8 protein-coding genes are annotated in these 11,916 nt (G+C 69.7%); 6 read left to right on the forward strand and 2 right to left on the reverse strand.

The genetic code is table 11. The annotated features are described in order from the left end of the window. Positions 1-73: 73 nt before the first annotated feature. Together RT97_RS01975 and RT97_RS01980 are read right to left on the reverse strand one after the other, a co-directional pair. Positions 74-3,280 carry an autotransporter family protein gene (locus RT97_RS01975; protein WP_042577111.1) on the reverse strand — a complete coding sequence of 1,069 codons (3,207 nt, stop codon included), beginning with the start codon at positions 3,278-3,280 and terminating at the stop codon, positions 74-76. A 216-nt stretch (positions 3,281-3,496) separates the two neighbouring features. Continuing rightward, on the reverse strand, positions 3,497-6,616 hold the full coding sequence (locus RT97_RS01980) for an autotransporter family protein (protein WP_042577112.1): 3,120 nt from the start codon (positions 6,614-6,616) through the stop codon (positions 3,497-3,499). A gap of 268 nt (positions 6,617-6,884) precedes the next feature. On the opposite strand from RT97_RS01980, the gene RT97_RS01985 reads away from it, so the two are divergent. The 6 genes from RT97_RS01985 to RT97_RS02010 all read left to right on the forward strand — a co-directional run bounded on the left by RT97_RS01985 (position 6,885) and on the right by RT97_RS02010 (position 11,903). Further along, on the forward strand, positions 6,885-8,186 hold the full coding sequence (locus RT97_RS01985; protein ID WP_042577113.1) for a UDP-N-acetylglucosamine 1-carboxyvinyltransferase: 1,302 nt from the start codon (positions 6,885-6,887) through the stop codon (positions 8,184-8,186). A 257-nt stretch (positions 8,187-8,443) separates the two neighbouring features. After that, the gene (locus RT97_RS01990) at positions 8,444-8,656 is read left to right on the forward strand and encodes a DUF2945 domain-containing protein (protein ID WP_042577114.1); all 213 of its coding nucleotides are present in this window, start codon (positions 8,444-8,446) and stop codon (positions 8,654-8,656) included. Positions 8,657-8,771: 115 nt separating this feature from the next. Next, positions 8,772-9,824, forward strand: a complete 1,053-nt coding sequence (locus tag RT97_RS01995; protein ID WP_042577115.1) for an NAD(P)H-dependent flavin oxidoreductase — start codon at positions 8,772-8,774, stop codon at positions 9,822-9,824. Positions 9,825-9,833: 9 nt separating this feature from the next. Further along, on the forward strand, positions 9,834-10,502 hold the full coding sequence (locus RT97_RS02000; RefSeq protein WP_042577116.1) for an alpha/beta hydrolase: 669 nt from the start codon (positions 9,834-9,836) through the stop codon (positions 10,500-10,502). Positions 10,503-10,629: 127 nt separating this feature from the next. After that, positions 10,630-11,544, forward strand: coding sequence for a DUF3014 domain-containing protein (locus tag RT97_RS02005; RefSeq protein WP_042577117.1), 915 nt, complete (start codon positions 10,630-10,632; stop codon positions 11,542-11,544). A gap of 110 nt (positions 11,545-11,654) precedes the next feature. After that, positions 11,655-11,903, forward strand: a complete 249-nt coding sequence (locus tag RT97_RS02010) for a hypothetical protein (protein WP_042577118.1) — start codon at positions 11,655-11,657, stop codon at positions 11,901-11,903. The last annotated feature ends 13 nt before the right edge of the window (positions 11,904-11,916 follow it).

Genomic DNA, 11,916 nt, shown 5'->3' on the forward strand with positions numbered 1-11,916 from the left:
CCGAGCGCGCGCGCTCGGGCACCCTGCAGGCCAGGCGCCATGCGGCACGCCTTGGCAACCTGGCCGCCTGCACTCACCACTTCACGCGAACGCCCAGCGATCCGTTGATCGAGCTCTTGACCCTGGCGTCGCCGCCCGAAGACCACAGCTTGCCGATTTCGCCGTAGAGGCTGGTCGTCTGGCCGAGCGCCAGCGTGAAGCCGCCGGCCAGCTCGGTGCTGGTGCCACCGGTCGGTGCCTCGATGCCGGTGCGCGTGGCGCCGTTGACGAAGCGCGCGATGTCCGCGCCGCTCGACGTGCGGTAGACGTTGAAGCGGCCGTAGGGCTGCAGCGCACCGATGCCGGTGTCGATCTGGCCCTTCACGCGAACGCCCGCGCGCGCGATCCAGCCGCTGTCGGCATCGGGCTGAACCACTGCGCCGAGGATGGCGGAATCGCTCAGGTCCATGTGCTGGTGGATCAACTGGAGCTGCGGCTCGATGGCCCAGCCGCTTCCACCCAGCGCGAACGACTGGCCCACTTCGATCGAGCCCAAGAGGCTGTTGCCCTTGCCGCCGACGCCGCCACCGAGCATCGGCTCGACGGTGTAGCGATGGCGGCCCGACTGCACCACGACGTCGGCGTAGAGGCCGCTGTCGGCGGTGAAGGTGCTGTAGATGCCCACGTACTGGCTGCGCAGGTCGTTGCGGCCGGTGCGAAGGTTGTTCACGCCGCTGGCGAAGCCGTTGACCGTTGCATCGCCATCGAGCTGGCCGACGTAGAGGCCGGCACGCCAGTTCGGCGTGGCCAGGAGGTCGGTGCCGGCCTGGAAGCCGGTGAGGCGCCCCTTGCTCGTGGGCGACACGGTTCCGCCTTGCTGGATGTCGATATCGGTGGAGAGCACGCGGGCCCACGCACGGCGGTCCGAGCCGGTCGGCGTGGTGGCGGTGCCCTTCACGTCGTCGTCGCCCACGCGCTTGCGCAGGTCGGCCAGCATCGCGAGGTTGCCTTGGCGCAACTGGCTCGGCAGCGCCGCGTAGAGCGAGGCTTCCGCGCGATAGGTCGGGATCACGATGGGCGCGATGGGCGACACCGGCGTGGTGGGCGTGCCGGGCGAGCCCGGGTTGCCCGGGTCCACCGGCGGAGTGACGGTGATCGACGAGCGCAGGTACCAGTTCTCGCCCGCGCCGCTCGCGTCTGCCGCGTGCAGGCGGTACTCGTAGGCGCCCGCGTCGACGTGGCCGCCGGCCAGCGCGAAGGCGCTCTTGCCGGTCTGCGCGGTGGTGGTGGCGCCGTTGATCGCGCTGATCACCTCGATGCCATTGCCGGTGGTGAGCGCGCCCAGGCCGGTGAGGTTGGTGACCTGCACATTCGTCGTGCCGCTCGCGACGGCCGTGGCGCCGCTCAGGACGAGGCGGTCGCTCGCGCTCGCGCTGCCGCCCAGCGCCGTGCCCAGGCGCAGGGTGCCGCCGTTGCCCACCCACGGGCCGGTAACGGTGAGCGTGGTGCCGGGCGCGGCGCCCATCAGCGAGACGGTGCCGCCGTTGGTCACCGAGGCGATGGTCTGGCTGTTGCCGGCCAGGTCGAGCGTGGCGCCTGCGGCGACGTTGAACGCGCTCGCGCCGCTGAGCACGTTCGCCGCGCTGGCGCGCAGGGTGCCACCGGCCACGGTGGTGGCACCGCTGTACTTGCTGCCGCCCGAGAGCGTGAGGGCGCCGGCGCCATCCTTGACGAGGCCGCCCGTGCCGGTGATGGCGCCGGCGTAGGTGCTGTCGCCGGCCTGGTTGGCAGTGAAGGTCCGGGCGTTCAGCGCCACGGTGCCGCCGGTGCCCGAGAGGCTGGATGCCGCGAGGTCCCAGTTGCCAAGGTCCAGCGTGCCGCCGTTGACGGTGTAGGCGGTGTTCTGCGCGAAGGCGCCCGCGCTGCCGGCCGCGAGGCGGCCGGCCTCGACGGTGGTGCCGCCGGTGTAGGTGCTGGTCCCGACCAGCGTCGTGGTGCCGGTGCCCAGTTGCTGCACGGTGCCGGCGCCGCTGATGTTGACCGCGAGGGTGAAGGCATCCTTGCGATTGACGACCAGCGCGGCGTTGTTGGTGACGTTGCCGAAGAACGAGCCGGTGGTGCCGCCATTGCCCACCTGCAGGGTGCCCGCGGCGATGTTGGTGCCGCCGCCGTAGGTGCTGTTGCCCGTGAGCACCGTCGTGCCGCTGCCGACCTGGTTGACCGCGGTCGATCCGGTGATCGGCACCGCGAACTCGTAGGCGCTGGCATCGTGGTTGAAGTTCAGCGTCGCCTTGCCGGCGCCGCCGTTGACGTTCAGCGCGTTCACGATGCCTGGAGCGGCGGGTGCGTCGCCCGCCGCTGCCCCGATGTTCAGCGTTGCGGTGCTGCCCGGCTGGCTGGCCAGGACGAGCATGGAGCCGCCATTGTTCGACTTGATGATCGCCCCGTCGCCCACGGTCACGTTCGCCGTGCCGTAGCCGCCCAGCGTGAGGATGCCGGACCGGGTTCCGACGACGGTGCCCGCGCCCGTCACCACGCCCGTGAACACATCGCCCACGCTCAGGCCCAGCTGCATCACGTTGGCCTCGACCTTGGCGCCGCCGGAGGCCTGGAGCGAGCCGTCGTGCTGGTAGTAGCCCGTGCCGATGTTCAGCGTGGAGCCGTTGCCGCTCACCACGATGTTCGTGACGCCCTTGTTGGATGCCGCGTTGTTGCCGCCCAGCTCCGCGTTGCCGGCGGTGACGACGCTCGCCCCGTCGAGCACCCGGATGGTGGCCAGCCCGGGCCCGGTCTGCAGCACGGATGCCGCGACGGAAGCGCCGCTGCCCTGGGCGACGAGGGTGCCGCTCGTGGCGGCCACGTTGCCCACGCGTATCGCGGCGGTGCTCTGGTAGCTCGCGCCGGCCTGGACGTCCAGCGACGCGCCGGCGGCCGAGCCGATGGTGGTGGCAATGGCAGCGCTATTGACCGTCACATTCGCCTTGATCTGCGGGAGCGGCGTCGTGACCGTGAAGGCCTTGGTGACGGTGATGACCGAGGTCGGGTCCGCACTGGCGTTGGCGGCATCGATGGCCGCGATCAACTGGGCCTCGTTGGCGACGCTGAAGGTCGCAGCCTGTGCTGCGCCGCCGACGGCCACTGCGACGAGTGCCAGGGCCGCGCTGGCGGTGGCGGTGCGCCGCGAACCACGTGCACCACGTGCACCGCGCGCGCCACCGCTTCGCGGCGCCCTCGCGTTTTCGGCCGCCGCCACGCCGGCGCCCAAGCCCTCGCTCCACACCGTTCTGTAATACAGATTCATCCTGTCGTTCCTCATCAAAAAATACAGATTGCCCAATGAGGAACGAACGAAATACGTACCTCGTCATGAGCTCGTGTCAGGACCTTGGCAAGAGATATCCACCGCTCGCGCGAGGTCCGGGACCTGGTCGCCTCTGCGCGCACCTGGCGCTCGAGGCGTGACGCTTTGCAGGTCCGGCGTCATGCGGCACGCCTTGGCGATGCAAACCGCCTGCGCTCACCACTTCACGCGAACGCCCAGCGAGCCGTTGATCGAGCTCTTGACCCTGGCGTCGCCGCCCGAAGACCACAACTTGCCGATTTCGCCGTAGAGGCTGGTCGTCTGGCCGAGCGCCAGCGTGAAGCCGCCGGCCAGTTCGGTGCTCGTGCCACCGGTCGGTGCCTCGATGCCCGTGCGCGTCGCACCGTTGACGAAGCGCGCGATGTCCGTGCCGCTCGACGTGCGGTAGACGTTGAAGCGGCCGTAGGGCTGCAGCGCACCGATGCCGGTGTCGATCTGGCCCTTCACGCGAACCCCTGCGCGCGCGATCCAGCCGCTGTCGGCTTCGGGCTGAACCACCGCGCCGAGGATGGCGGAATCGCTCAGGTCCATGTGCTGGTGAATCAGCTGCAGCTGCGGCTCGATGGCCCAGCCGCTTCCGCCCAGCGCGAACGACTGGCCCACTTCGATCGAGCCCAACAGGCTGTTGCCCTTGCCGCCGATGCCGCCACCGAGCATTGGCTCGACGGTGTAGCGATGGCGGCCCGACTGCACCACGACGTCGGCGTACAGGCCGCTGTCGGCGGTGAAGGTGCCGTAGACACCCACGTACTGGCTGCGCAGGTCGTTGCGGCCGGTGCGCAGGTTGTTCACGCCGCTGGCGAAGCCGTTGACCGTTGCATCGCCGTCGAGCTGGCCGACGTAGAGGCCGGCGCGCACGTTGGGCGTGGCCAGCAGGTCGGTGCCGGCCTGGAAGCCCGTGAGGCGCCCCTTGCTCGTGGGCGACACGGTTCCGCCTTGCTGGATGTCGATATCGGTGGAGAGCACGCGGGCCCACGCGCGACGGTCCGAGCCGGTCGGCGTGGTGGCGGTGCCTTGCACGTCGTCGTCGCCCACGCGCTTGCGCAGGTCGGCCAGCATCGCGAGGTTGCCCTGGCGCAGCTGGCTCGGCAGCGCCGCGTAGAGCGAGGCCTCCGCGCGGTAGGCGATCACCGGCACCACGGGGGCGCCGGGCGTCGCCGGCGGCGTGACGGGGATGGCGGTCGAGCGCAGGAACCAGTTCTCGCCCGCGCCGGCCGCATCGGCCGCGTACAGGCGGTATTCATAAGCGCCGGCATCCACGTGGCCGCCGGCCAGCGAGAAGGCGTCTTTGGTGGTCTGCGCGGTGGTGGTCGCGCCGTTCTGCGCGGTGATCACCTCGATGCCGTTGCCGCTCGTGAGCGCGCCCAGGCCGCCGAGGTTGGTGACCTGCAAGCTGGTCCTGCCGGTGGCGGTGCCGCCGTCGATCACGAGGCGGTCCGACGGGCCGGCGGCATTCAGTGCCGTGCCCAGCTTCAGCACGCCGTTGTTGCCGACGTAGTTGCCGTTGACCGTGAGCGTCGTGCCCGCCGCGGCGCCCACGAGCGAGACGGTGCCGCTGTTGGCCAGCGACGCGACGGCCTGGTTGAAGCCCGCGAGGTCGAGCGTTGCGCCGGTCGCCACGTTGTGCGCCGAAGCGGCGTTGAAAGTGCCCGCGGCGCCCGCGCGCAGCGTGCCTTGGGCGATATTCGTGGAACCGCCATAGGTGTTTGTGCCGGAAAGCGTCAGCACGCCGGCGCCGGTCTTGGTGAGGCTGCCCGCGCCCGTGATGCCGCTGGACACCGCGAGGTTGGCATCGGTCTGGAAGGTGCCGCCGCCGGCGCCGAGCACGACGGTGCGCGCCGTCGAGAAATCGGCCGAGGTGCGCAGTGTGCCGCCGTCGAAATCGAGCGCGCCGGCCGCATCGCCGAGGTTGGCGTCCTTCGCCACCGACAGCACGCCGCCGTTGAGGAAGGTGCCGCCCGTGTAGCTGTTGGTGCCGCCGAGCACGAGGGTGCCGCCGTTCACGGTCACGGAGCTGGCGTCGGCGATGGTGCCGTCCAGCTGCACGGTGCCCGAGTTCATGACGACGGCGCTCATGCCGGTGATGCCGAAGGCCGCGCCGTGGGTGAACGTGCCTCCGCCGACGTTGAAGGCGAGCGTGTCGACGCCGTCGCCGGCGATGTTGCCGTTGATCGTGCCGCCGGTCACGTTGAGCGTGTCGGTGCCCCCGCCCAGGAGCACGGCGCCGTTGAGGGTGCCCGCGGTGTTGATGATTGAGTTGCCGCCGATTTCGTCGACGCCGTCGCGGTTGGCATCGCCATCGCGAATCGAGACGCCGGAGGCGCTGCCGTCGATGACCGCGCCCGCGCCGATGCTGACCGTGCCGCCGGCCGCCGCCGACATGTGGATCGCCGCGCCGCGAAGGCCCCCGCCGGTGACGGTGCCGCCCGTCACGTCCACCGCGAACGTGCCGGCTTTGCTGGAAGCGAAGATGCCGTCGCCGTTGGCGCCGGTGGCAGCGACGGTGCCACCGGTCACCTGCACCTGCGCGAGGCCCTTGCCGGCGGTCGTCGCCGCCAGCCCGTTCGCTGCCGAGGACAGCACGGAGCCGCCGCTCATGCTGACGCTCGACGTGCCGGTGTGGTTCGGTCCCGAGATGACCGACGCGGCGGCCGTGCCGGACGTCTGCACGGTGCCGCCGATGATCGCGACGGCGGCGTTGCCGGTTCCCGCAACGCCGGCTGTCGATGCCAGGAGCCCGCCCCCGGTGCCGGTGTTGAAGACCTGGCCCCCAGTGAGCGTGACCTCGGCATCGGCACCCGCGCCGCCGCCGTTCGCCGACACCGTGGCCACGTTGCCGGTGGTGGTGAGCGCTCCGGTGTGGACGTTGACCAGGGCGAGCCCTCCGGCCGCCGAGGTGGCAACCGAGACGGCCGAGCCGGCAGAGGTGATCGAGTCGACGTTGTTCACATTGACGGTGAGCCGGGGGGCGATCGGGCCGACGAGCGTCGAGAGCGACACGCTGCCCGTGACGACCATGCCTGCCTGGTTCAGGTTGAGCGTCAATCCGTTGGAGTTGGCGTACGTGATCCCGGTGGGGTAGCTCGGGTCCGAGCAGGTGAGGGCGTCCTGCCCTGCGCCGTCCGGTCCGCACTCGTTCGCGGCACTTGCAATCTGCGGCGCCGCGGCGAGCAGGGCGACTGCAAGCGCAGTGGCCGACGAAGCAAACAGGGGGCGGGCGGTAGGGCGTGGCTGCGCGGAGCGCGCAGTGCGCCCGTTTTCTTCGAACGTGGGCATCGCGGTGGTTTTAAGTTGTGACAAGAGATACGAAATCGTACAACTTGCTACATGTCCAGGCGATGAGACATTCCTCCGAATTTGTTGCTGTTGGACGGGCGAGACAGCGCCGATTGCTCCGTTGCAGCCAAAGTTCTTACAACTATTCGGAGCGAGATCGCCGTCGGCGGAAGCTAAAGTCCCGTCACCGGTTGCGGACGGTCCGCGATCCTTTCCCGCCTGCCAGGGCTCCCTGCCTTTTTTCGTTTTTCCGCACCTCCGCACCTTCATGTCCAACCTCATCGTGCACGGCGGCACGCCGCTCCGCGGCCGCATCACCCCCTCCGCCAACAAGAACGCCGTGCTGCCGGTGCTCTGCGCCACCTTGCTCACCAACGAGCCGCTGCGGTTGCTCGGCGTGCCCGACATCACCGACGTGCGCAAGATCCTGGACATCTTCCGCACCCTCGGCAGCGACGTGAACATGGACCACGCCACCGGCACGCTCGAGCTGCACCACCGCGAGACCGCGTTCGACGCCGCGCTGCATCGGCTGCCCGAAGAGATGCGCTCGTCGATCATGCTGGTACCGCCGCTGCTCGCGCGCTTCGGCGTTGCGCGGCTGGAGGACAACGTCAAGGGCTGCACGCTGGGCGTGCGCGAGATCGATCCGCACGTGGAGGTGTTCCAGCGCTTCGGCGGCCAGGTGGAACGCACCGAGGGGTCGCTGCTCGTGCGCAGCGCCGGGCGCCTGACGCCCACCGACCACTGGCTCGACTACGCCTCGGTCACGACCACCGAGAACTTCGTGCTGTGCGCGGCCGCGGCCGACGGCACATCGACGCTCACCAACGCCGCCTCGGAGCCGCACGTGCAGGAGTTCTGCCGCTTCATGGCGATGATCGGCGTGCGCATCGAGGGCATTGGCACCTCGCGCGTGACGGTGCACGGCGGCGGCGCGCTCACGGGCGGCGAGTTCCGCTTCGACGAGGACTTTCACGAGATCACGACCTTCCTCGCGCTCGGCGCCATCACCGACGGCGACGTGATCGTGCGCAACAGCGCGCCCGCGAACTTTCCGCTGCTGGACCGCACCTTCGCCAAATTCGGCGTGCGCATCGAGCACTCGGACGGCTGGTCGCGCGCCATCCGCACCGGCCCGCTGAAGGTGCAGACGCCGTTCACGAGCAACGTGCTTACCAAGGTCGAGGCGGCGCCATGGCCTTACTTTCCGGTCGACCTGCTGCCCATCTTCATCGCGCTGGGCGTGCGCGCGCAGGGCAACGCGATGTTCTGGAACAAGGTGTACGACGGCGCGCTGGGCTGGACCGGCGAGCTCTCCAAGTTCGGCGCGCACGTGTTCTCGTCCGACCCGCACCGGCTCATCACCTTCGGCGGCAATCCGCTGACGCCGGCGGTGGTGGAGAGCCCGTACATCATCCGCGTGGCGATCGCGCTCTTCATGGTGGCCGCGAGCATCGAGGGGCGCTCTGAGATCCGCAACGCAACACCGATCCGCCGCGCGCATCCGCGCTTCGTGGAGAACCTGCGCAGCCTGGGCGTGCAGGTGGAGTGGACTAGCGAAGAATAAAAAGACGGCAGAGGGCAAGGCAGTGCGCGCCATCACCGCGCATCTCACCCTCGACGGCGTGCGCTCACAGCACGTCGGTCCGCACCTGCTGCTCAAGACGCGCGGCGAACGCTGCGCGGCGCCGATCGCAGTTTCGGGGCGCGGACCTGGATCTCGCTGACGGCACCGTCCTACGCCTTTCGTCGGCCGTCGCGACGCCGTCCTCGCGCCTGCATGCCGAGACTGTTCTGATCGCAGGCATTCACGAGGCAACGCACATGAAGACTGAGCCGAAGGCGGGCGACAAGGTCGCCTGGAACACCTCCCAAGGAAAGACGACCGGCGTGGTGACGCGCAAGGTGACGGGTACCGCGCACGTGAAGGGGCACACGGCGAAGGCGACGAAAGACGATCCGGAGTTCGAAGTGCGCAGCAGCAAGTCCGGCAAGAAGGCGATCCACAAGGCCGGGGCGCTCCACAAGAACGGTTAGCGCCTGCGCCAGCGGCACCTGGCGCACCGGAAGCGCGCGCCGATGACCCCGCGGGTGCCGCGCTTGCGGCGTTGGCGAGACAATCGCCGGCTCCCGACATGCAAGGACCTCGCCCATGACCACGCTGCAGCAACTCCTCGGCACCGAACTCCCCCTTATCCAGGCGCCGATGGCCGGCATCCAGGTCAGCGCCATGGCCATCGCGGTCAGCAACGCCGGCGGGCTCGGCTCGCTGCCCTGCGCCATGCTGGGCCCCGATGTGATGCGCAGCGAACTCGCGGCGATCCGTGCCGGAACGGACAAGCCCTACAACGTCAACTTCTTCTGCCACACGCCGCCCGTGCCGAGCACCGAGCGCGAAGCCACCTGGCGTGCTGCGCTCGCGCCTTACTACACCGAGCATGGCATCGATGCGGCAAGCATCCCGACCGGCCCGGGTCGCAACCCCTTCAGCGCCGACGTGGCCGACTTGCTGGCCGAGTTCGAGCCGCCGGTGGTGAGCTTCCATTTCGGGCTGCCACCTGAGGAGCTGCTCGCCCGCGTGCGCGGCTGGGGCGCGAAGGTGTTGGCCTCGGCCACCACGGTCGAAGAAGCGCTGTGGCTCGAGGCGCACGGCGCCGACGCGGTCATCGCGCAGGGCCTCGAAGCGGGTGGGCACCGCGGCCACTTCCTCTCGCACGACCTCACCAGGCAGCTCGGCACCTTCGCGCTGCTGCCGCAGCTGGTGCGCGCGGTGAAGGTGCCGGTGATCGCGGCCGGCGGCATTGCCGATGCGCATGGCGTGGCTGCGGCCATGGCGCTCGGCGCCGCCGGTGTGCAGGTCGGCACCGCCTACATGCTGACGCCCGAGGCCACGACCAGCGCGATCCATCGCGCGGCGCTCAAGAGCGAGGCGGCACGGCACACCGCGCTCACCAACCTCTTCACCGGCCGGCCCGCGCGCGGCATCGTCAATCGCGTGATGCGCGAGCTGGGGCCCATCGGCGCGGCGGCGCCCGAGTTTCCGCTCGCCACCTCGGGCATCGCGCCGTTGCGCGCCAAGGCCGAGGCGAAGGGCAGCGGCGACTTCTCGCCGCTCTGGTCGGGGCAGAACGCCACCGGCTGCCGCGAGTTGCCGGCCGCCGAAGTGACGCGCGCGCTCGCCCAAGGTTTTCACGCATCCCTCTGAACGCATCGCATGACCCAACTTCACCTGCCCCTCAAGTTTCTCGAACACAGCGCACAGGCCAACGTGCGCGAGCCCTGGTTGCTGGTGCTGATGCACGGCGTGGGCAGCAACGAGCAGGACCTGTTCGGCCTCGCACGACTGATGCCGCCGCAGTTCCATGTGCTGAGCCTGCGTGCGCCGTACGTGCTGTCGCCCGATGCCTATGCGTGGTTCGAATTCGGCGTGCTGCCCAACGGCGAGCGGCAGATCGACGAAGCGCAGGAGCGCGAGAGCCGCTTCCTCGTCGGCGAGATGATCGAGTCGGCCGCGCAGCAGCTGGGCGTGCCGCCCGAGCGCATCGTGGTGGGCGGCTTCAGCCAGGGCGGGATCATGGCGCTGTCGCTGCTGCTCACGCAGCCTGCCAAGCTGCGGGCCGCGATGGTGTGGCACAGCCGGCTGCTCTCGCAGGTGGTGCCGCACATCGCGCCGCCCGAGGCCTTCGAGGGCAAGGCGCTGTGGGTGAGCCACGGCAGCGCCGACAACGTGATTCCGCCGGGCGCGGCGCAGGTCACGCGCGAGCTGGCACGCACGCTGCCGCTGGCGCTGTCGGGCTCGGACTTTCCGGGCGCGCACGAGATCCGCCCGGCCGAGCTGCAGGGCTCGATCGCGTGGCTGCAGGCACTCAGCGCGCCGGCCTGAACCTTCGCGCAGGCGGCGCCTTGCGTCACAAGGCGTTACGAGCTTGTGGCGTGATGGCGTGGCGATTGATGCAACATCGACCGATCCGTTGCATCACACAGCCTTCAGCAAAAAGGAACGTGCCGCCATGACCGACAACGAATCTCCCGGTTCCAGGGACGCCCCCGAATTCCGGCCCCGCCGCGAGACGCCGATCGGCACGATCGTCGTCATCGGCCTGGTGGTGCTGGCAGCCGCCTTCTTCGGCTGGCGCTGGTACCAGCAGCAACAGCAGAAGGCGCCCGAGCCCACCCCGGTGGCCGCGGCGCCGGACGACAGGCCCGCCACGCCGCCCGCGGCCGCCGAGCCCACGGGCCCGCAGAACCCCGTCGATGCACTGGCACCGCCCGATGCCGCACTGCCCGCGCTCGCGGAATCCGATTCGCGCGTGATGAAGGCCTTGAGCGAGCTGATCGGCGGCAAGAACGCCTCGGCTTACCTGCGCTCGGACGGCATCGTGCGCCGCTTCGTGGCCACGGTCGACAACCTCGCGCGCGAGCAGGCGCCCGCCAGCGCATGGCCGGTGCAGCCCACGGGGCAGCGCTTCATCACCGAAGGTCCGCAGGGCGGCACGCAGACCATCGCCGCAAACAACGCGGCGCGCTACAACGGTGTCGTGCTGATGGCCGAGACGGTCGATCCGGCCAAGGCGGCGACGGTGTACGCCAAGCTCTATCCGCTGTTCCAGGAGGCGTACGAGGAGCTGGGCTTTCCGGGCCGCTACTTCAACGACCGGCTCATCGCGGTGATCGACAACCTGCTGCAGGCGCCCGAGCCCAGCGGCCCGGTGCAGGTGCGGCTGGTCGAGGTGAAGGGCGACGTGCCCTCGCAGCGCCCCTGGGTGCGCTACGAGTACGTCGATCCGAAGCTGGAGTCGATGTCCTCGGGCCAGAAGATCATGGTGCGCATGGGACCGGAGAACGAGCGCAAGGTGAAGGCCAGCCTGCGGGGCTTCCGCCAGCAGATCGCCACCGGCGAACTCGCGAAGAAGAAGCAGCCCTGAATCGCCGAGTCGGGTTGCGAGGCCGCGCGCCATGTAGGCGCAGGCCGATTGCGGGCGGCGGGAAGGCCGCAGATGATGGATCGACCTTCAAAAATTTCGAGGACACCCGTATGAGCCTGCTGAGCGTCGACCTCTACCAGAGTGCTACCGATCCCGAGAAATTCCTGGCGCTGCCCGTGGGCGTGAACCCCGCGGAGCTCATGGGTCCGATGACCTTCGACCGCGACTATGCGCAGGTCAAGCGCTACCAGGAGGCGTTCGAATTCGACACCACCGAAACCTACGCAGGCGTCAACGCGGCCAAGATCGCCGCGGACATCCTCACCGTGAAGTGGGCGATGTACCGCCGCGAAGGCTGATCGGGCAGGGGCC

This window comes from Variovorax paradoxus (assembly GCF_000834655.1).
GTDB lineage: Bacteria > Pseudomonadota > Gammaproteobacteria > Burkholderiales > Burkholderiaceae_C > Variovorax > Variovorax paradoxus_F.

Coding starts and splice junctions, on each gene's coding strand:
- RT97_RS01985 (WP_042577113.1), top strand. CDS start 6,885: ATGTCCAACCTCATCGTGCACGGCGGCACGCCGCTCCGCGGCCGCATC.
- RT97_RS01990 (WP_042577114.1), top strand. CDS start 8,444: ATGAAGACTGAGCCGAAGGCGGGCGACAAGGTCGCCTGGAACACCTCC.
- RT97_RS02000 (WP_042577116.1), top strand. CDS start 9,834: ATGACCCAACTTCACCTGCCCCTCAAGTTTCTCGAACACAGCGCACAG.
- RT97_RS02005 (WP_042577117.1), top strand. CDS start 10,630: ATGACCGACAACGAATCTCCCGGTTCCAGGGACGCCCCCGAATTCCGG.
- RT97_RS01975 (WP_042577111.1), bottom strand. CDS start 3,280: ATGAATCTGTATTACAGAACGGTGTGGAGCGAGGGCTTGGGCGCCGGC.
- RT97_RS02010 (WP_042577118.1), top strand. CDS start 11,655: ATGAGCCTGCTGAGCGTCGACCTCTACCAGAGTGCTACCGATCCCGAG.
- RT97_RS01995 (WP_042577115.1), top strand. CDS start 8,772: ATGACCACGCTGCAGCAACTCCTCGGCACCGAACTCCCCCTTATCCAG.
- RT97_RS01980 (WP_042577112.1), bottom strand. CDS start 6,616: ATGCCCACGTTCGAAGAAAACGGGCGCACTGCGCGCTCCGCGCAGCCA.